Genomic DNA, 19928 nt, shown 5'->3' with positions numbered 1-19928 from the left:
GAATGGTGTCCCGGCCGGAACGCTCCGAGGGTGCCGGCCGGGGAGGGCGTCGCGGCGGCCCGAATCAGGGCCGGGCATCCGCGGGATCCGGGAGTCCGCCGGGCCGCGCGCGTACTCGATCGGGCGCGCGCACCAGCGTCACCACGACCGGCACGGCGACGACGCCCAGCCCCACCAGCCCGTATCCGGCCGAGACCGGTAGGCCCAGAAAAACGGCGTGTGCGAGTCCCGATCCGAACCAGGTCCACAACAGCACGCCGATCGGCACCGCCGGGGCGGACATCCGCGCCGGACACCGACGTTCCAGCACGATGATCAGCGTCGCCATCACGGCGGCCACCGTGAACCAGCCGAGGTAGTTGCTGTACGGAATATCGGGTAGACCGGGCAGCCCCGGCAACGTCGAGCACCATCGCCACTGCTCGTCGGCGATCATCTGCGGATCCAGAGACAGATCCCACCCGACGGCCCCCGCCGCGGTGAGCGCGATCTGCGCTCCCGCGCCGCGGCACAGCAGTGCCGCGCCCGCCCGGATCGGATACAGCCCGCCGACCCAGGCCAGCGGGACCAGCAGCGGCACCCCGGCGAGTTCCGGCCCGAGCCGGTCGTGCGCGTAGTCGTAGCAGCCGAACGGGAATCCGGTTGTGGTGCCCGTCGTTTCGGCCAGCAGGCCGAGCCCCGCCACGATCACCAGAAATCCGGCCGCGTACCCGATGCCGCGGACCGCGCGGGCATGCAGCAGCGCGGTCGCCGCCGACAGGACCACGACGAGGATCGTCACCCGGTCGCGTGCGGTGCTCTCGGTGAGCGGGTAGGCGATCTGGGCGGCCACCCAGGCCGCCGCGGTGAGCGCAGGCCACAGCGTGGCGGTCGGTTCCGGCCACCGCACCGCGGTCACCGGCGGGTGAAGCGACGGCGCCGCAGCGCCCGCGACACCAGCTGTGCCGCCGTGCGCCCACTCGCGCCGGAGACGCCGCCACCGGGATGGGTCGAGGCGCCGGTGAGATACAGACCGGGCGCGCCGGGCACTCGCTGGTCCGACAGTTCCGGCAGCGGCCGCCAGAAGAACATCTGGTCCAGCGACATCTCCACATGCATCACATTGCCGCCGATCAACCCGAGTTCGCGTTCCAAGTCGACGGGGGTCTGCACGAACCGCTGCCGCACGGAACCGGCGAAACCCGGTGCGAGCGCGTCGACCTCGGCGATGATGCGATCGGCCTCGCGCTCACCGTGCGCGCTCCAATCGCTGCCGTCGGCGAGCCGGTGCGGATGCCACTGTGCCCACAGCGACAGCTGGTGTTCACCAGGCGGTGCGATGGTGGGATCCAGGGCGCTGAAACTCATCGCCAGCACGGCCGGGCGGGGCGGTAACTCGCCGGCGAGGGCCGCGGCGTGGCCGAGGCGAAGCTGCCGCCGATCGCTGACCAGCAATTGCAGGCCGCGGGCGGACTCGGCTTCGGTGGCACCGGCGTAGCCGGGGAGCCCGGTGGTCGCCGCGCGCACCACCATCCCGATACCGGGACCGACGCGGATGCGACGGCGCCAGTCGTCGAGCACGGAACCATCGAAGCCGCCACGCCGCAACAGATCCAGCGTGGTCAGCACATGGGCGCCGGAGATCACGGTCCGGGCCGACAGATCCCGGCCCGATGCGGTGCGCACCCGCCACCCGTCGCCCGCGCGGCGCAGTTCGGTCACCGCGTCGCCGGCCGAGACGACCCCGCCATCGGACCGCAGGCGAGCCACCAGTGCCGTGGTCAGCGCACCGCTGCCACCGACCGCGCGGCCGGGTGGCAGCGTGTGCATCAGGGCCGCGAAGCCGACCATCGGCGCGGTGCCCGGTTCCGACATCGGCGGGCCCGATTGCGCGCCGAACCAGGCCAGCGCGGCCTTGAGCCGCTCGTTGTCGAACCAGGTGTCCAGCAACGCGTCTCCGGACTGGAGGAATTCCCGGGACAGGCCGCTCGCGCCGCCGCGCGCGTCGAGGCCCCAGAACGAGCGCACGAAGCGGCCCGCGGTGGCCGCGCCACCGAACGATCGCATGACCCGTCGCGCCCGCGGTCCCCACACCGCGACGAATCGGCGGTAGGCCTCGGCGTCGCGGCCGCCGCAGGCGCGCTCGATGGCGGCGCAGGTCCGCGCGATATCACGGTGGAAGACGATCGGCGGGGCCGCGGATCCCGGTGGCGCCGGTGCGAAAGCCCAGGGATCACAGTCGATGTAGTGCAGACCGAACCGGGCCAGTTCGAGCTCCTCGATGATCCCGGTGTGCCGGATCATGATGTGCGCGGAGGAACCGCGGTCGACCAGATGGCCGGGGAACCGCTCCACGGTCGACACCGCGCCGCCGAGCACGTCGTCGCGCTCGAGTACCTCCACCGGATGCCCGGCGCGCGCCAGATAACACGCCGCGACCAGCGCATTGTGGCCCGATCCGATGATCAGCGTCGTCACTGCGGCGGTACCCGCATCGGCAACCGCCGGCCGAGGACGGCGAATCGCCTGGTGTCGCCGGAGAAGACGAAGTGGCGCACCACATCGGTGAAGCCCTGCCGCCGGTACAGCCGCCAGGCGCGGTTGTCCTCGCGGTCGACCTCCGGCGTCGAGAGCAGGACCGCCGACTCGTCGCGTTGTTCGAGCAGCCGCACCAGCAGCGTCTCGCCGATACCGCGGCCCTGCGCCGCGGGGTGTACGTGCAACTCGGTGAGCTCGAAATAGTCGGCCAGCAGATCGTGGGCGGCCTGCTCCGGCCAGCCGGATCGGCGCATACCGGTGTGCACCTGCTGATGCCACCACTGATGGGGTGCCCCGTGATATCCGTAGGCGATCGCCACGATCGGCGCGGTCCGCGCGTCGACATGGCCGTTGTCGTCGGGAACCAGCGCGGCGACGGCCTGCCACCCGGGACGGGTGGTGTGCTCGGCCCACATCGGGGCGCGGTGGTGTTCGGTGCCACGCGGATAGTCCATGGCCGCGACGTACACCGCGAGCGCGTCGTGCAGCCGATGGCGCAGGGTCGTGGCCGGGAGATCGACGACGACGGGAGCGGGAGTGTGCCTGACGGCGGTCATCTGCGGGAAGCCATATCTTCGGGGGCCGTCTCTGTCTCTGGGAGGGCCGTGCGGAGCGCGGCCGGGTGCGGGTGGGCCATATCCAGGGTGCGCGGATGTCGTTCGGGGCGAAAGTCTGTCGGTGGTCGTCTCTATATTCACATTCAATTGAAACGTTCGAATATCTGTTCGGTCCGATCGGTCGACCGGGGCGGGTATGCGGAATGTGGAGGTGCCGTGATGGCTGGTCGGATGGACGATCCACGACGTGCGGGCCGGGCCGGGGGACTGCTCGACCGCGCCGACACGATGGTTGTGCAGGCCTGGGCCGAGCCCGATCCCCGGGAGCGGCTGCGTACCGCGTACCTGGCAGCTCTGCGTGGCGCCGGTGCGGTACTGGCCGCGACGGGAGCCGATCGCGCCCCGCGGGCGCGCTCGCGCAATGCCTGGGTGCTCATGGAACAGGCGGCGCCGGAGTTCGTCATGTGGGCCGACTACTTCAGTTCCTTCTCCGAACTGCGCGCCGCGCTCGAGGCCGGCTTGGACCGCGCCATCAGCGATGTCCAGGCCGACGAGTTCGCCTCGCGGGTGGAGGCATTCCTGCGAGATGTGGAGGACGCGCTGTCGATTACCGCCGTCCGGTTGCGCCCCGCAGCGGGCCGTCCGGGTGACGGTACGGCGTGAACATCGGCGAGTAGGTGGTAGCACGCTGATCGAACTCGTATCATTGGTGGCAGTAGCCGCCAAGGTCGGCTACTTGTCGTCTACCCGGAGGCGACAACCAGGACCTAGTGCCGGGGGAGGTACCGTGCCACTCTCCGAGCACGAGCAGCGCATGCTCGAACAGATCGAGAGCGCGCTCTATGCTGAGGACCCTAAATTCGCCTCGACCGTTCGCGGTGGACGGCTTCGCTCTGCCACCGGAAGACGCAGACTTCAGGCGGCCGCGCTCTTCGTCCTCGGCCTCGTTCTTCTGGTCGCGGGAATCGCCCTGCCGGTGAAGCCGGGCGGATTCCCCATCATCAGCCTGCTCGGCTTCATCGTGATGTTCGGTGCGGGTGTTCTGTTGCTGCTCGGTGGCTCGGGCATGTCCAAGGGAGGCCGGGACAAGGGCGACGCGTCCCCCGGTCCCGGCGGCGCTCACGGGCATTCGGCAAAGAGCAAGCAACGCAAGACCGGTGGTTTCTCCGCCCGTATGGAGGACCGGTTCCGTCGCCGGTTCGAACAGGACAACTGAGCCCAGCTCGCGCCCGCTGAGCAGGTGCGAGTATCGGGAGTGGTTGCGTGACAGTTGCCATGGGTCTCCCCGGGTAGCCGAGAACTGAAGATCATCGAACGACACGCCGTGCATCGCGGCGTGTCGTTTCGGTTTTCGTGATGTGGTGCGGATCGCATTCGCCCGGTGTCGAATTCGCGCACCCCTCGGATCCCCACCCTTCCCCACCGGCATTCCCCACTCGCACCCACCGAGCGTGCGAGCCCTTCCCAGCTGCGGGTTTGCTGATCGTTGTCGGGCTGGGCGCCGGTGTGGCGACACGGGTCGGGGGAACTCGGCGAAAACTCCCCACCATAGTGATAGCTGAGTTGACCAGGACAATCCCGATTCCGGGGATCGAGATCACCGCATCTTTCGATTGAAAGTGGGGGAAAGTGGGGTAATGTGGAGCGCGCACTGATAGTGGTCGATCAGACGAGGTGATCGAGCGGGAGGTGTCGAGACTGTGTTTCTCGGTACCTACACGCCTCGGCTGGACGACAAAGGGCGACTGACGTTGCCGGCAAAGTTTCGCGATGAACTGGCGGGAGGGTTGATGGTCACGAAAGGTCAGGACCACAGCCTTGCCGTCTATCCCAAAGAAGAGTTCACCGCGCTCGCGCGGCGAGCCGCAGCGGCGTCCCGAAGCAACCCGCAGGCAAGGGCTTTCGTTCGTGCTCTGGCGGCGTCCACGGACGAGCAGCGTCCAGACGGACAGGGCCGGATCACATTGTCCGGCGAACATCGCCGCTACGCGAATCTCAGCAAGGACTGCGTCGTGATCGGCTCGGTCGATTTCCTCGAGATTTGGGACAAAGAGGCGTGGGATTCCTACCTCGCCGAGCACGAGGAGGACTACTCGCTGGCAGGAGACGAGTCGCTGGGCGGAATTTTCTGATCCGAGACAGGCGAGTGCCCCGCGGCCTCTGCCCGACACGGACCCTGACGTACTTCCCCAACGCCAGGTGCCGTGCTTCGGACAGAGACCTCGAGGCATTGGCCGCCGATTCGTCGCAAGTGCTGTGAGCCAGGATTCGGGAGGTCGAGGTGGATCATGACAGCGACCGCCCGCGCCATGTTCCGGTTCTGCTGCGGCGAGCCGACGAAATCCTCGGTCCGGCACTGGAATCCGGTGGCGTACTGGTGGATGCCACGCTCGGGCTGGCCGGGCATGCCGAGTACTTTCTCCGTACCTATCCCACGATCCGCCTGATCGGGCTGGACCGTGACACCGAAGCGCTACGGCTGGCCGGTGAACGGCTGGCGCCGTACGCGGACCGAATCACGTTGGTGCACACCCGATATGACGGCCTGCCCGACGCGCTGCGCCAGGCCGGCCTGTCCGACAGCGAATCCGTTCGGGCGGTGCTGATGGATCTGGGCGTGTCCTCGATGCAGCTCGACGAGGCCGATCGTGGGTTCGCCTATTCGGTGGACGCTCCGCTGGACATGCGCATGGATCCCACCGCGAGCCTCACGGCGGCGGAGGTGCTCAACACCTACAGTCACGGTGATCTCGCCCGGATCCTGAAAACCTATGGCGAGGAACGGTTTGCGAGCCGGATCGCGGGTGAGATCGTGCGGCGTCGCGCCGGCCGGCCGTTCACCACGAGCGCGCAACTGGTGGAGTTGCTCTACGACGCGATACCGGCGGCGACCCGGCGCACCGGTGGGCACCCCGCCAAGCGGACGTTCCAGGCGCTGCGGATCGAGGTCAATCGGGAACTGGAGTCGTTGCAGGCCGCGGTGCCTGCGGCGCTGCGGGCACTGGAGGTGGGCGGGCGGATCGTCGTCATGTCCTATCAGTCGCTCGAGGACAAGGTCGTCAAGCAGATCCTCGCCCAGGCCGCGGCGTCCCGGACGCCCCTGGACCTGCCCGTCGAATTGCCCGGGATGGGACCGGAATTCGCGATGCTGACCCGGGGCGCGGAGAAGGCGAGCGAGGTGGAGATCGAGGAGAATCCGCGCGCGGCACCGGTGCGTATGCGGGCCGCAGAGCGAATACAACAGGCCGGATGACCAGCATCCGGCATCGGGGGCACGGCCAGTCTCACAGGTACACGGTAGGGGAGGCAGGACTATGAGCGTGCGGACACGGGTGGACGCGCCACGAGGGGCCCAGCGGTCCGTCCCGCGGCGAGCGCAGAGCGCCGATCGCGTGAAATCCGGTGCGGCGCAGCGCGCCTACGCGCGCCGGCGCAATCGGGCGGGGGAGCGGATGCTGCCGCCGCTGCCGGGGCGTGCCGGATCGTTGATGGCCGGTCGGCTGCCGTTCGTGGCGGCCATTCTCGCGCTGCTCGGCTGCGGGCTGCTGGTGACTCTGGTCCTGACCACGCACGCCGCCGAGGACAGCTATCAGCTCAGTGACGCCCGCAAGATCAGCCGGCAGCTGCTCGACGAGCGTGCCGCACTGCAGCGGGAAGTGGAAGCCGCCGACTCCGCGCCCGAACTGGCCAATCGGGCACGCGAACTGGGGATGATCCCGGCAAAGGATCCGGCACGCCTGCTCGTGGCGCCCGACGGCACGGTCACGGTGGTCGGCAAGGAGACGCCCGCCGAAGGGCCGCCGCAACCGCCGCTGAACACCACGCCGGCCGCACCCGGTGCGCTGCCGCCGAAACTCGCTCAGGCACAGGGTGAACGACTGGTTCCCGTGACCACCACCCCCGCTCCGGCCCCGGCCCCCGCGCCGGCTGATCGGAGTGTGGCTGATCGGAACCCGGCTCCGGGCCTGCCCGCGCAGGCCGCGCCGGGCCAGTCGGAGCCAGGGCAGCCCGCGCCCGCCGAGCCGGCTCCGGTCGAGCAGACGCAGACGCCGCCGCAGGTACGAGCGGCTCCGGCGGCCCCCGGACCCGTCGAGGCTCCGGTGGCGCAGGCAGGCGCGCCCACGCCCGCACCTCCGGCCGGTGAGATGCCGGTCGCCCAGGCGGCCCCCGGCGAGGCGCATCGATGAGTGCGCGCGGCGGAGGCAGAGCCACCGGGGGCGCTACGGGTCGCGGCCGGGCGGGAGCGCGGTCGGCGCCCGGCCGGCCGCGGCGCGCGCGGCCCAAGGGGTCGCCGGAGGACACCGCCACACGCATGCGGTTCGGAGTCGGCCGCATTCTCATGCTGGTGGCGTTGCTGGTCGTGGCGATGCAATTGCTCTGGCTGCAAACGGTTTCCGCACCGGCGCTGTCCGCCGAGGCGGCCGCGCAGCGCGCGGTGCCGCAGGTCGACTGGGCGCAACGCGGGTCGATCCTCGATCGTGACGGGCGGGCGCTGGCGTTCATGGTCGCGACCAAGAAACTGAACTTCCGCCCGATCGCGGTGCGCAAGGAGCTGGCCGAGGCCCGGACCAAGAGCGACAAGGCTCCCGAGGTCGATCGGCGGTTACAGGCGATCGCGAAGGGCCTGCACGAGAAGCTCGGCAAGGACGCGCCCGGCGAAACCGATCTGCTCGCGAAGTTGCGCAGCGACGATCAGTTCGTCTACCTCGCCTACAACGTCGACGCGCGGGTGGCCGACGATATCGCCAAGGATTTCCCCGAGGTCGGGATGGAACGCCAGGACACACCTGTTTATCCGGGTGGTTCACTGGCGGCCAACATCGTCGGTGCCACCGGCTGGGACGGGCACGGCCAGATCGGGCTCGAGGCATCGATGGACTCGGTGCTGGCGGGCACCGACGGGTCGCACACCTACGACCGCGGATCCGACGGCGCGGTGATTCCCGGCAGTGAACGCGACAAGGTACCCGCGGTCAACGGGTCCGATGTCGAGCTGACGCTGGACTCGGATCTGCAGTTCTACGTCCAGCAGCAGGTGCAGGAGGCCAAGGACAAGTCGGGTGCCCACAACGCCTCGGCGGTGGTTCTGGACGCGCACACCGGTCAGGTGCTGGCGATGGCCAACGACAACACGTTCAATCCCGCACAGGACGCGCAGACGTGGGGACGCGCCGACATGGGTAATCCGGCGGTGACCAACGCCTTCGAGCCGGGGTCGGTGAACAAGATCATCGCGGCCAGCGCGGCGATCGAATACGGCCTCGCGAAGCCGGACGAGGTACTTCAGGTTCCGGGCAGTATCCACATGGGCGGCGTCGACGTCAGCGATGCCTGGGTGCACGGGGTCATGCCCTACACCGTGACGGGGATCTTCGGCCATTCGTCGAATGTGGGGACGCTGATGCTCGCCCAGCGTATCGGCGAACAGCGGTACGCGGAGATGGTCGATCGTTTCGGACTGGGCAGGCGCACCGATGTCGGACTCCCCGGCGAAACCAGCGGCTGGGTGCCGCCACGCAACCAGTGGTCGGGTTCGACCTTCTCGAATCTGCCCATCGGACAGGGCCTTTCGATGTCCCTGCTGCAGATGACGGGTATGTACCAGGCGGTTGCCAACGACGGTGTGCGTGTTCCGCCGAGGATCGTCAAGGCCGTCGTCGGTCCGGACGGCAAACGCAGCGAACAGTCGCAACCCGACGGTGTGCGGGTGATGAGCCCGCAGACATCGGCCACCCTGCGAACGATGTTCGAGTCTGTCGTGCAACGGGATCCGCGTGGCATCCAGCAGGGAACGGGCCCGTCGGCGTCGGTGGACGGTTACCAGATTGCCGGTAAGACCGGGACCGCGCAGAAGACCGATCCGGACTGCGGATGCTATTCCAACGACAAGTACTACATCACCTTCGCCGGAATCGCACCGGCCGACAATCCGCGCTACGTGGTGGGGATCATGCTGGACGAGCCGCAACGCGCGACCGACGGTAGCGGGGTGCCGACCGCCGCACCGCTGTTCCACAACATCGCGTCGTGGGCCTTGCAGCGCGATCGGGTACCGCCGTCCCCGCCCGCACCGCGCCTCCAGCTGCAGGCCGAAGTCGACTGAGCGGCCGGTCCCCGATACTCCGAATCCATTGCGGTCCAGATTGTTCGGCCTCCGCCGGGCCGTGCCGTGATATCTTAGGCCGAGTGTCCGCCGGTACCGGCGGCTGCGTCTCGGGAGGGGAAGTCCATGAAACGCCTTGTGGGTTCTGTGCTGTTCGCGGCAAGTGTTGTCGCGGGAATCTCCGGGACGGTGGGGGTCGGCTCGGCGTCCGCCGGGCCGGTTGCCGACGGGCAGTGCCGTCCCGGCGCGTACCCTCCTCAGGAGGGGTGCGAGACTCTGGAGGCCTGCCACCAGAAGTACGGGGTCGATTGCCGGCTGGCCGACGACGGGCTGTTCTATCCTCAGGGACGGCAGGGCGCTGCGCGCCGCCTGTCGCTCGCGGCGGTGGACGGCCGACTCCAGGGGTGAGTGTCCGCCCTGGGGAACAGGGGCGCGACACCAGCACCGCGACACCAGCACATCGGACGAATACGTCGACGGTTGAGATGCGGTTCCGGAGGGGTACCCGCGGTCACACCGCGGGTACCCCTCCGTCGTCCGTTACCCGCCATGTCGCCGTGGTGTCGAAGTCGTTGTTCCGCAATGGGTATGGTTCTTCTCGTGCGGCGCGTCCGGATGGTCGGCATCGGCGCGACAACGAGCTCGACAGCGGTGTCCCACAGGCGGCGACACTGCCGGTGCACACCGGACCGGTCGCAACGCCGAGCCGCGTTGTCCGGCTGTGACGAACCGTCGGTAGTGTGACTCGTCGATCCGAATCCGCTTCCATCGAGAGGAACCCTGTGCCCGTGCAGCCCAGCCCGCAGGTGTTGCGACCGGCCCAGTTGTCGCCGACGTCCGTGCACGCGGTCGCCGAGCTGACGGGGGCCCGCCGGATCGCTGCCGCCGGGGACGGCGATGCCGGTATCGAGATCACCGGAATCGAGCAGCGATCCGACGCCGTGCAACCGGGAGATCTGTTCGCCGGACTGTCCGGCGCCAAGGCACACGGCGCCCGCTTCGCCGCGGACGCCATCGCGCGCGGTGCCGTCGCGGTCTTCACCGACGCCGCCGGCGCGGAGCTGATCGGTGAGGTGGCCGTCCCGGTCCTGGTCCACGAGGATCCACGAGCCGTCCTGGGGGAACTGTCGGCCGCGCTCTACGGCCATCCGTCGCGGCGGCTGCAGGTCATCGGCATCACCGGAACCTCCGGTAAGACCACCACCTCCTACCTGGTCGAGGCGGGCCTGGTCGCATCGGGACTGTCGACGGCGCTGATCGGGACCATCGAGACCCGCATCGGCGGCCGCCGGGTGCCCAGCGCGCTCACCACCCCGGAGGCGCCGCAGTTGCACGCGATGTTCGCGCTGATGGTGGAACAGGGTGTGCAGGCCGTGGTCATGGAGGTGTCCAGTCACGCGCTGGCGCTGGGCCGGGTCGACGGCGTGCACTTCGAGGTGGGCGCGTTCACGAATCTGTCGCAGGACCATCTGGACTTCCACGCCGATTTCGAGGACTACTTCGCCGCCAAGCGCCGGCTGTTCGTTCCCGATCCGGGTGCACCGCAGCGGCAGGTCGCGGCCGATACCTGCGTCATCTGTGTCGACGACGCCTGGGGTCGGCGCCTGGCACGCGAGGCGAGTGGCCGCGCGACGGTCGTCACGGTCGCCACCGCCGAGTGCCCGACCGGCGAGACCGAACCGCAATGGACGGCCGCCGATGCCGCGACCCTGCCCGACGGCGGCCAGCAGTTCACCGCGGTGGGCCCGGAGGGGACGGTGCAGGCCCGGTTGCGGCTGCCCGGGCGCTACAACATCGCCAACGGACTGCTCGCGCTCGCCGTGTGCGCGGCCGCGAAGGCGGATGTCCGGGCGGCGGCCGCGGCACTCGGCGAGGTCGACGTACCGGGCCGGATGCAGCGTGTCGGCGCGGGCAACGAGGTGCTCGGCCTCGTCGACTACGCACACAAACCGGCCGCGATCGAGTCGGTGATCGCGACGCTGCGCCGCCATCTGCGTGATTCCGGCGGCCGGCTCGCGGTGGTGGTGGGCGCCGGCGGTGATCGCGACGCCGGTAAGCGGCCACTGATGGGCGCCACCGCGGCCCGGGGCGCCGATCTGCTGGTCGTCACCGACGACAACCCACGCTCCGAGGATCCGGCCGAGATCCGGGCCGCGGTCCGCGCGGGGGCGCTGGGGATCGCGGAATCCGAGCGTGGTGAGGTCCGCGAGATCGGTGATCGCACCGCGGCCATCGTCGCCGCGGTGGACTGGGCGCGGCCTGGTGACGTGGTGCTGGTGGCGGGTAAGGGACACGAAACCGGGCAGGAGATTGCGGGTGTGAAGTATCCGTTCGACGACCGTGAGGTGCTGGCACAGGCCCTGGCGCGAAAAGCCGACGACAAGGACCTGACGGTTTCATGATCGAGATGACTCTGCGGGAGATCGCCGAGATCGTGGGCGGCACGCTGCACGATGTGGGCGACCCCGCGGTGACGGTGACCGGCGCGGTCGAATTCGATTCGCGCCGAATCAATTCCGGTGACCTGTTTCTGGCACTACCCGGTGAGCGCGCCGACGGGCACGAATATGCCGCCAAGGCCGTCGCGTCCGGTGCCGTCGCCGTGCTCGCGGCACGCCCGGTCGGGGTGCCGGCGGTGGTGGTCGAGCCGGTCGGCCCGGCCGGTGACTCGAACCGGTCCTACGTCCTGGCCCACGATTCCGACGGATCGGGCGCCGCGGTATTGGCGGCGCTCGCGAAGCTGGCGCGTGCCAGCGTGGATCGGCTGGCGGCCGGTGGACTGACCGTGGTCGGTGTGACGGGCTCGGCGGGAAAGACCTCCACCAAGGACCTGCTGGCCCGGGTGCTCGCACCGCGGGGCACGGTGGTGGCGCCGCCGGGATCGTTCAACAACGAACTGGGACATCCCTGGACGGCGCTACGGGCGGGTGTCGATTCCCGGTTCCTGGTGCTCGAACTGTCCGCGCGCGGACCCGGCCATATCAAGGCACTGACCGAAATCGCGCCGCCGAGTATCGGCGTGGTCCTCAACGTCGGCACCGCGCATCTGGGTGAGTTCGGTGGCCGCGACGCCATCGCGCAGGCCAAAGGCGAACTGGTGGAAGCCCTTCCGGCATCCGGTATCGCGGTGCTGAACGCCGACGACCCGAGGGTGGCGGCCATGGCCACGCGTACTCGCGCCCGGGTGGTGACCTACGGACAGTCGGCCGACGCCGATGTGCGCGCCACCGATATCGTGCTCGATGCCGACGCGCGGGCCCGCTTCACCCTGCATGCGGGCGGAGTTTCCGAGCAGGTCCATCTCGCGGTGTACGGCGAACATCAGATCGCCAACGCCCTGGCAGCGGCCGCCGTCGCTCTCGAATGCGGTGCGGACCTGGCGAGTGTGGCCCGCTCGCTCGCCGGTGCGACCGTCGATTCGGCCCACCGGATGGATGTGCGCACCCGATCCGACGGTGTCACGGTGATCGACGATTCCTACAACGCCAATCCGGATTCCATGCGCGCCGCCCTCAAGGCGCTGGTGTCGATGTCGGGCAGCGGTGGTACACCAGCCGTCCCGCGCGGGCGGCGCAGCTGGGCGGTGCTGGGCGAAATGGCCGAACTGGGCGAGGAGTCGGTGGTCGAACACGATCAGATCGGACGGCTCGCGGTGCGCCTCGACGTCGACCGGCTGATCGTGGTCGGGACCGGGCGCCCGGCCCGCGCGCTGCACCAGGGCGCGGTCATGGAAGGCTCATGGGGCGAGGAATCGATCCTCGTACCCGACATCGAATCCGCGATCGCAGTGCTGGACAACGAGATCGCGGCCGGTGATGTCGTACTTGTCAAGGCGTCGAATTCCGCCGGTTTGTGGGCGGTGGCGCGGCATGTGCTCGCATCGGGTCCGCAGTCGGTAACACAGGGTTCGTCTCCCGAGGCGGGCACGGAGGCAGCTGGATGAGGCAGATTCTGTTCGCGGCGGGGATCGCGCTGGCGGTGTCGATCCTGCTGACGCCGCTGCTGATCCGCATGTTCGCCAGACGCGGATTCGGCCAGGAGATCCGCATCGACGGCCCCGAGAGTCATCAGGCCAAGCGCGGCACCCCGACCATGGGCGGTGTGGCGATCCTGATCGGTATGTGGGCGGGCTATCTCGGCTCGCATCTGATCGGCATCGGTTATCACGCCGACGGGCCCTCGGTCTCGGGCCTGCTGGTGCTGGGCCTGGCCACCGCGCTGGGTGTGGTCGGTTTCATCGACGACTTCATCAAGCTGCGCAAACAGCGCAATCTCGGTCTGACCGCGGCAGGCAAGTACCTCGGCCAGCTCGGATCCGCGGTGATCTTCGGGGTGCTGGCGCTGCAGTTCCGCGGCGCGGACGGGCGCACGCCGGCCAGCCGGCATCTGTCCTATGTCCGCGAGATCAACACCGTCTCGATGAGCGTGATCATCTTCCTGGCCTTCGTCTGCCTGGTCGTGGTCGCCTGGTCGAACGCGGTGAATCTGACCGACGGACTCGACGGCCTGGCCGCGGGCTCGATGAGCCTGGTGCTCGGCGCCTACGTGATCATCACGTTCTGGCAGTACTACCACGCATGCGAGTTCAAGGCCGAGGCCGGCTGCTACAACGTACGCGATCCGCTCGATCTGGCGCTGGTGTGTGCCGCGGGTGCGGCGGCCTGCGTCGGTTTCCTCTGGTGGAATGCCGCACCGGCGAAGATCTTCATGGGCGATACCGGATCGCTGGCGCTCGGTGGCCTGCTTGCCGGATTGTCCATCACCACCCGCACCGAACTGCTGATGGTCGTGATCGGCGCGCTGTTCGTCGCCGAGACGGTGTCGGTGGTGCTCCAGGTGGCGGTGTTCCGGACCACCCGGAACCGCTTGTTCAAGATGGCGCCGTTCCATCACCATTTCGAACTGAGCAAGTGGGCGGAAACGACTGTCATCATCCGGTTCTGGCTCCTCGCCGGAATCGCGGCGGCAGTCGGTCTGGGCTTGTTCTACAGCGAATACCTCTCTCAGGTCGGGTAAGCAGCAATGGTCGAACATAATCCGCGGACCCTGCGATCACCGGGTCCCATGCTCGAATTTCTGCGTGGCCGTGACGTTCTCGTCGCGGGATGGGGGGTGTCGGGCCGCTCGCTCATCGAGCCGCTGCGCGATATCGGCGCCCGGCCCGTGGTCACCGACGCCGGCGAGAAGGCGATGGCCGAGGCCGCCGAACTCGGACTCGATACCGCGACGGGCGCCGAACTGCTCGAACCCGATGCGCTGGCCCGGTTCGCGCTGGTCATCACCAGTCCGGGCTGGCGGCCCGATTCGCCGGTGCTGGTCTCGGCGGTCACCGAGGGCATTCCGGTCTGGGGCGATGTCGAATTCGCCTGGTGGGTCGATCAGGCACGGCTGTACGGGCCGGTGCGCAAGTGGCTGGTGATCACCGGGACGAACGGTAAGACGACCACCACCCAGATGACGCACGCGATTCTGCGCGCGGCCGGACTGGCCAGCGTCGCCTGCGGCAATATCGGCCTGCCCATTCTCGATGCGCTGCGGCGCACCCCGGGACCGCAGATCCTGGCGGTGGAACTGTCGTCGTTCCAGCTGCATTGGGCGCCCTCGGTCCGTCCCGAGGCCGGTGTGGTGCTCAATGTCGCCGAGGATCATCTGGACTGGCACGGTGGCCTGGACGCCTACGCCGCCGCGAAGGCGCGCGCGCTCACCGGCCGGGTGGGGGTGGTCGGCCTCGACGACGCGGTGGCCGCGGCCCTGGCACGAAAGTCCAAGGCGCGCCGCACCGTCGGTTTCCGGGTGGGTGTGCCCGCCGACGGTGAACTCGGCGTGGTCGACGGCAAATTGCTCGATCGTGCGTTCACCAAGGCCGCGATCCTGGCCGAGGTGGCCGACATCAGCCCGCAGGGACCGGCCGGTGTGGCCGATGCGCTGGCCGCCGCCGCGCTGACCCGCGCCATCGATGTGGCACCGCAGTTCGTCAAGGAGGGCCTGGCCGAACACAAGGTGGGCCCGCATCGCGCCTCGTTCGTGCGCGAGCTGTGCGGTGTGGGATTCGTCGACGATTCCAAGGCGACCAATCCGCATGCGGCGCGCTCGTCGATCATGGCCCATCCGCAGGTGGTCTGGATCGCCGGTGGTCTGCTCAAGGGCGCCCACATCGACGACCTGATCGAGGAGGTCGCCGATCGCCTCGTCGCCGCAGTGGTTTTCGGCAAGGACGCGGCCGTGATCGCGGCCGCAATGGCGCGACACGCGCCGGATGTCCCGGTCGTGGAGCTCGGTTCGGGTGACGATGCACAGATGAGCGGCGAACTCTCCACGGCATCGCTGGTCGCCGAGATCGACGGGGCGGATGCGGTGATGGCCCGAGCGGTACGCATCGCCGCGGGATATGCCGGTCGCGGCGACACCGTCCTGCTCGCCCCGGCGGCGGCGTCGCTGGACATGTTCGCCGATTACACCCATCGCGGCCGCAGTTTCGTGGCGGCGGTCCAGGCACTCGACGAGAGAGATATCGGGAGCCAGCAGTGACGAAGACGGCGCGCAAGCCCGCGGGTACCTGGTTCGGTGCCTGGCTGGCGCGCCCACTGGCCGACTTCCACCTGGTCGTCACGATCGCCACGCTGCTCACCGTGCTCGGACTGGTGATGGTGCTGTCGGCCTCGAGTGTGGAGGCCTATGCCGACGGCGGCTCGGCCTATTCGCTGTTCGTGCAGCAGGCGTTCTTCGCCGGACTCGGTGCGGTGCTGTTCTATCTGGCACTGCGGATTCCGCTGCGCGTGCTGCGCCAGCTGTCGTTCCCGTTGTTCGCGATCTCGGTGCTGTTGCTGGTCCTGGTCCTGATTCCCGGGATCGGCTCGCAGGTCCAGGGTTCGCGGCGCTGGTTCGACCTGGGGTTCGTCTCGCTGCAGCCGTCGGAGATCGTCAAGGTCACCCTGATCGTGTGGGGCGCGCATCTGCTGGCGACCCGGCGCGGCGGCCGGGCGGGCTACAAGGAGATCCTGGTGCCGCTGGTGCCAGCGGGTCTGCTCGTCTGCCTGCTGATCGTGCTGGAACCGAATCTGTCGACCACGATCGCGGTCGGCCTGGTACTGGTCGCGCTGCTGTGGTTCGGTGGTTTGCCCGTCCGGCTGTTCGTGACCATCGCGGTCTCGGGCGCGGTCGCCGCGGGAATCCTCGCGCTGTCGGCCGGATATCGCTCCGACCGCATGCGCGCGTTCTTCAGTCCCGGCGACGATCCGCAGGGCATCGGCTATCAGGCGCGCCAGGCACTGTTCTCCCTCGCCGACGGCGGTATCTGGGGCCGCGGCCTGGGACAGAGCCGGGCCAAGTGGAGCTATCTGCCCAACGCGCACAACGACTTCATCTTCGCCATCATCGGTGAGGAGCTCGGCTTTCTCGGATGTGCCCTGGTACTGGGGCTTTTCGCATTGTTCGTCTTCGTGGGGCTACGGATCGCGAGCCGGTCGGCCGATCCGTTCCTGCGGCTGCTGACGGCCGCGGCGACCACCTGGATCACCGGTCAGGCACTGATCAACATCGGTTACGTGGTGGGTCTGCTGCCGGTGACCGGTCTGCAGCTGCCACTGGTGTCGGCGGGCGGTTCGTCGCTGGCGATCACCTTGATGATGTTCGGTCTCATCGCGAGTGCGGCGCGGCAGGAACCCGAGGCGGTCGCCGCGCTGAAGGCAGGCCAGGACGGCCGGTTCAGCCGATTGCTGCGGCTGCCGGTTCCGGAAACCTATGCCCCCGCGCGCGCTCGCGCCCGCCGTGCCGCGGTCCCCGGTGCGCGGCGGCGGGAGTTGCCGCCCGCCCGCAAGAAGCCGGGCAAGTCCCGTGGCGGCGGTAAGAGCCGGGGTGGGGCACCGGTGCCGCCCCGGCGCTCGATAGATTCGGATTCGGCACGCCGGCGCGGCGCCGAGCCCGGCCGCCGGGAGGCGCGCGGGGCAGCTGGATCCGGGTCGTGGCGCACCACTCGGGCCTGGGAGCCCAGCTATCCGATGAAACATGCGAGAGAACGAGGTAATTCGAGGTGACAACCGGCGAGAGCGGGACGACGGTTTCCGGGCAGCGGACGCTCTCGGTGATCGTCGCCGGTGGGGGAACGGCCGGGCATATCGAACCCGCGATGGCGGTCGCCGATGCCCTGCGCCGGCTGGATCCCTCGATCCGGATCACGGCCCTGGGCACCAGTCGCGGACTGGAGACGACGCTGATTCCCGAACGGGGCTATCCGCTGGAACTGATTCCGCCGGTGCCGCTGCCGCGTAAGCCGACCGCCGATCTGCTGCGGCTGCCGGGCCGGGTCCGCGCGGCCGTCGCCCGCACCCGTGCCGTGATCGACCAGGTGCAGGCCGATGTGATCATCGGATTCGGCGGATACGTGTGTGTCCCCGCCTATCTGGCGGTCGGGCGCGGGGTGCTGGGCCGTTCGCTGCGGGTGCCGCTCGTGGTGCACGAGGCCAATGTGAAGGCCGGTATCGCGAACAAGGTGGGTGCCCGGCGGGCGGCGCGAGTGCTCGCCGCCGTACCGAATTCGGGTGTGCGCGCGCGGGGCCACGCCGATGCCGAGGTCGTCGGGATCCCCGTGCGCGAATCGATCGCCACCCTGGACCGCGTCGGTCTGCGGGCGCAGGCCCGCGAGCATTTCGGACTCCCCGAGCAGGGACCGATGTTGCTGGTCTTCGGTGGTTCCCAGGGCGCGCGCCGTCTGAACGAGGCGGTGTCCGGTGCGGCCGCGCAACTGCTGGCGGCCGGGATCTCGGTCCTGCACGCGCACGGCCCGAAGAACACCCTCGATCTGGGTGGTGTGGATCCGGAGTCGGGGCGGGACGGCGCGAAATACGTTGCGGTGCCCTATCTGTCGCGAATGGATCTGGCCTATGCGGCCGCCGATGCCACGGTGTGCCGATCGGGCGCGATGACTGTGGCCGAGGTGTCGGCGGTCGGACTGCCGGCGTTCTACGTGCCACTGCCGCACGGTAACGGGGAGCAGGAGTTCAACGCGCGCCCGATCGTGGCCCAGGGTGGTGGCCGAATCGTCGCCGATGCGGAGATGACGCCGAAATACGTGATGGACGAGGTGATCGCGCTGCTCACCGATCCGGCCGCGCTGACGAACATGTCGGTCGCCGCCGCCGGCGCCGGGCATCGTGACGCCGCGGACGCGGTGGCGCGGATCGTGGTGGAGGTGGCGGGCCGGTGACCGGGGACCACAAGACGGCCGCGGCGAATGCCGACGGCGCGGTGACGCCGGGCCAGGCGCCCGCCGAGCTCCCCGAACTGCTGCAGCGGGTACACATGGTCGGGATCGGCGGTGCCGGCATGTCGGGTATCGCGCGGATCCTGCTGGCCCGCGGCGGGCAGGTGTCGGGATCGGATGCCAAGGAGAGCCGGGGAGTGCTGGCGCTGCGAGCCCGCGGCGCGCATGTCCGGATCGGTCACGACGCGAGCGCCCTGGATCTACTGCCCGGTGGTCCCAGTGTCGTGGTGACCACCTACGCCGCCATTCCGAAGACCAATCCCGAACTGGTGGAGGCGAATCGACGCGGTGTCCCGGTGCTGTTGCGGCCCGCGGTGCTGGCCGAGCTGATGCGCGGACATCACACCCTGCTGGTCTCGGGCACCCACGGCAAGACCTCGACCACCTCGATGCTGGTGGTTGCCCTGCAGCATTGTGGATTGGATCCGTCGTTCGCGGTCGGCGGTGAGCTGAACGAGGCGGGTACCAACGCCCATCACGGCACCGGCGGATACTTCGTCGCCGAGGCCGACGAGTCGGACGGGTCACTGCTGCAATACGATCCGGATGTCGCGGTGGTCACCAACATCGAATCCGATCACCTGGACTTCTTCGGTTCCGACGAAGCCTACGTCCAGGTCTTCGACGATTTCGTGGCTCGGCTGGTGCCCGGTGGCCTGCTGGTGGTGTGCCTCGACGATCCGGGTTCGCTGGCATTGGCCCAGCGGGTCGCCGATCGCGTGGCCGCCGGGGAACTCGACGTCCGGGTGGCCGGTTACGGTTCGGCGGAGTTGCCGGATGTCCCGGTCCCGGTGCAGGCCCGGCTGCTGGCCTGGGAGCCGCGCGATGTGGGCGGGCTGGCCACCGTGCAGCTCGGCGACGAAACCACACCACGGACCTTGCGCCTGTCGGTTCCCGGTCGGCACATGGCCCTCAACGCACTGGCGGCGCTGCTGGCCGCGCGGGCGGCCGGAGCCGATCTCGACGAGATCCTGCAGGGGCTGGAGGGTTTCGGCGGTGTGCACCGCCGGTTCCAGTTCGTGGGTCGCGAGAACGGCGTGCGGGTCTTCGACGACTACGCGCACCATCCCACCGAGGTCCGCGCGGTACTGGGCGCGGCGGCGGAGCTGGTACGCCAGGAGGCCGCCGACGGTGCTCGATCCCGCCCCGGCCGGGTGATCGTGGTGTTCCAGCCGCATCTCTACAGCCGTACCGCCACGTTCGCGGAGGAATTCGGCAAGGCGTTGTCGCTGGCCGACGAGGTGGTCGTACTCGATGTCTACGGTGCGCGGGAGAAGCCGCTGCCGGGGGTCAACGGTGCGCTGGTTGCGCAGGCGGTCACCAAACCCGTGCACTATCAACCGGATATGTCGCGGGTGGGGCGCCAGGCCGCGGGCTTGGCCCGGGCCGGCGATGTGGTGATCACCATGGGTGCCGGCGATGTGACGATGCTGGGTAGCCAGATCCTGGACGGCCTGCGGGTCCGCCCGCCGTCGGGACGGTGATCGTGACG

17 protein-coding genes are annotated in these 19928 nt (G+C 69.2%); 14 read left to right on the top strand and 3 right to left on the bottom strand.

The window, feature by feature from the left end; all coding sequences use genetic code 11:
- Positions 1 to 64 precede the first annotated feature (64 nt).
- Genes AB0L57_RS17800 through AB0L57_RS17790 form a run of 3 tightly spaced genes read right to left on the bottom strand, consistent with a single transcriptional unit; the run spans position 65 to position 3074 of the window.
- Positions 65 to 889 (bottom strand): carotenoid biosynthesis protein, encoded by an 825-nt coding sequence (locus AB0L57_RS17800; RefSeq protein ID WP_364962945.1) that lies wholly within the window; start codon positions 887 to 889, stop codon positions 65 to 67.
- A gap of 5 nt (positions 890 to 894) precedes the next feature.
- Positions 895 to 2457 (bottom strand): NAD(P)/FAD-dependent oxidoreductase, encoded by a 1563-nt coding sequence (locus AB0L57_RS17795; protein WP_364962942.1) that lies wholly within the window; start codon positions 2455 to 2457, stop codon positions 895 to 897.
- On the bottom strand, positions 2454 to 3074 hold the full coding sequence (locus AB0L57_RS17790; protein ID WP_364962939.1) for a GNAT family N-acetyltransferase: 621 nt from the start codon (positions 3072 to 3074) through the stop codon (positions 2454 to 2456). The genes AB0L57_RS17795 and AB0L57_RS17790 overlap by 4 nt, the downstream gene beginning before the upstream one ends.
- A gap of 219 nt (positions 3075 to 3293) precedes the next feature.
- On the opposite strand from AB0L57_RS17790, the gene AB0L57_RS17785 reads away from it, so the two are divergent.
- The 14 genes from AB0L57_RS17785 (at position 3294) to murC (ending at position 19920) form a co-directional block, all read left to right on the top strand.
- Positions 3294 to 3737 carry an SAV_6107 family HEPN domain-containing protein gene (locus tag AB0L57_RS17785; RefSeq protein ID WP_364962935.1) on the top strand — a complete coding sequence of 148 codons (444 nt, stop codon included), beginning with the start codon at positions 3294 to 3296 and terminating at the stop codon, positions 3735 to 3737.
- 124 nt (positions 3738 to 3861) lie between these two features.
- A complete protein-coding gene (locus AB0L57_RS17780; RefSeq protein WP_364962932.1) occupies positions 3862 to 4290 on the top strand; it encodes a DUF3040 domain-containing protein in 429 nt (142 codons plus the stop codon).
- Positions 4291 to 4774: 484 nt separating this feature from the next.
- A complete protein-coding gene (gene mraZ / locus AB0L57_RS17775; protein ID WP_025348635.1) occupies positions 4775 to 5206 on the top strand; it encodes a division/cell wall cluster transcriptional repressor MraZ in 432 nt (143 codons plus the stop codon).
- A 149-nt stretch (positions 5207 to 5355) separates the two neighbouring features.
- Positions 5356 to 6327: a 16S rRNA (cytosine(1402)-N(4))-methyltransferase RsmH gene (gene rsmH / locus AB0L57_RS17770; protein WP_364962929.1), complete on the top strand. Its 972-nt coding sequence runs from the start codon at positions 5356 to 5358 to the stop codon at positions 6325 to 6327.
- A 61-nt stretch (positions 6328 to 6388) separates the two neighbouring features.
- Entirely contained in the window at positions 6389 to 7261 is an 873-nt protein-coding gene (locus AB0L57_RS17765; RefSeq protein ID WP_364962926.1) for a hypothetical protein, read from the top strand.
- A 125-nt stretch (positions 7262 to 7386) separates the two neighbouring features.
- A complete protein-coding gene (locus tag AB0L57_RS17760; protein WP_364962923.1) occupies positions 7387 to 9177 on the top strand; it encodes a penicillin-binding protein 2 in 1791 nt (596 codons plus the stop codon).
- Between the two features lie 126 nt (positions 9178 to 9303).
- A complete protein-coding gene (locus tag AB0L57_RS17755; RefSeq protein WP_364962921.1) occupies positions 9304 to 9585 on the top strand; it encodes a hypothetical protein in 282 nt (93 codons plus the stop codon).
- Positions 9586 to 9965: 380 nt separating this feature from the next.
- Complete coding sequence (locus AB0L57_RS17750; protein WP_364963473.1) at positions 9966 to 11579, top strand: UDP-N-acetylmuramoyl-L-alanyl-D-glutamate--2,6-diaminopimelate ligase; 1614 nt, start codon at positions 9966 to 9968, stop codon at positions 11577 to 11579.
- The gene (murF, locus tag AB0L57_RS17745; protein ID WP_364962919.1) at positions 11576 to 13120 is read left to right on the top strand and encodes a UDP-N-acetylmuramoyl-tripeptide--D-alanyl-D-alanine ligase; all 1545 of its coding nucleotides are present in this window, start codon (positions 11576 to 11578) and stop codon (positions 13118 to 13120) included. The genes AB0L57_RS17750 and murF overlap by 4 nt, the downstream gene beginning before the upstream one ends.
- Positions 13117 to 14193 carry a phospho-N-acetylmuramoyl-pentapeptide-transferase gene (gene mraY / locus AB0L57_RS17740; protein ID WP_364962916.1) on the top strand — a complete coding sequence of 359 codons (1077 nt, stop codon included), beginning with the start codon at positions 13117 to 13119 and terminating at the stop codon, positions 14191 to 14193. The genes murF and mraY overlap by 4 nt, the downstream gene beginning before the upstream one ends.
- Positions 14194 to 14241: 48 nt before the next feature.
- Positions 14242 to 15705 (top strand): UDP-N-acetylmuramoyl-L-alanine--D-glutamate ligase, encoded by a 1464-nt coding sequence (murD, locus tag AB0L57_RS17735; protein WP_364962914.1) that lies wholly within the window; start codon positions 14242 to 14244, stop codon positions 15703 to 15705.
- A complete protein-coding gene (gene ftsW / locus AB0L57_RS17730; RefSeq protein WP_364962912.1) occupies positions 15702 to 17210 on the top strand; it encodes a putative lipid II flippase FtsW in 1509 nt (502 codons plus the stop codon). The genes murD and ftsW overlap by 4 nt, the downstream gene beginning before the upstream one ends.
- Positions 17207 to 18379 (top strand): undecaprenyldiphospho-muramoylpentapeptide beta-N-acetylglucosaminyltransferase, encoded by a 1173-nt coding sequence (gene murG / locus AB0L57_RS17725; protein WP_364962909.1) that lies wholly within the window; start codon positions 17207 to 17209, stop codon positions 18377 to 18379. Before ftsW ends, murG begins: the two co-directional genes overlap by 4 nt.
- A 95-nt stretch (positions 18380 to 18474) precedes the next feature.
- Positions 18475 to 19920 carry a UDP-N-acetylmuramate--L-alanine ligase gene (murC, locus tag AB0L57_RS17720; RefSeq protein WP_364963471.1) on the top strand — a complete coding sequence of 482 codons (1446 nt, stop codon included), beginning with the start codon at positions 18475 to 18477 and terminating at the stop codon, positions 19918 to 19920.
- Positions 19921 to 19928 lie beyond the last annotated feature (8 nt).

Origin of the sequence: Nocardia sp. NPDC052254 (genome assembly GCF_040679495.1) — a bacterium.
In the GTDB taxonomy this organism is placed as follows: domain Bacteria; phylum Actinomycetota; class Actinomycetes; order Mycobacteriales; family Mycobacteriaceae; genus Nocardia.
This window is presented reverse-complemented; position numbering and strand designations above follow the sequence as displayed.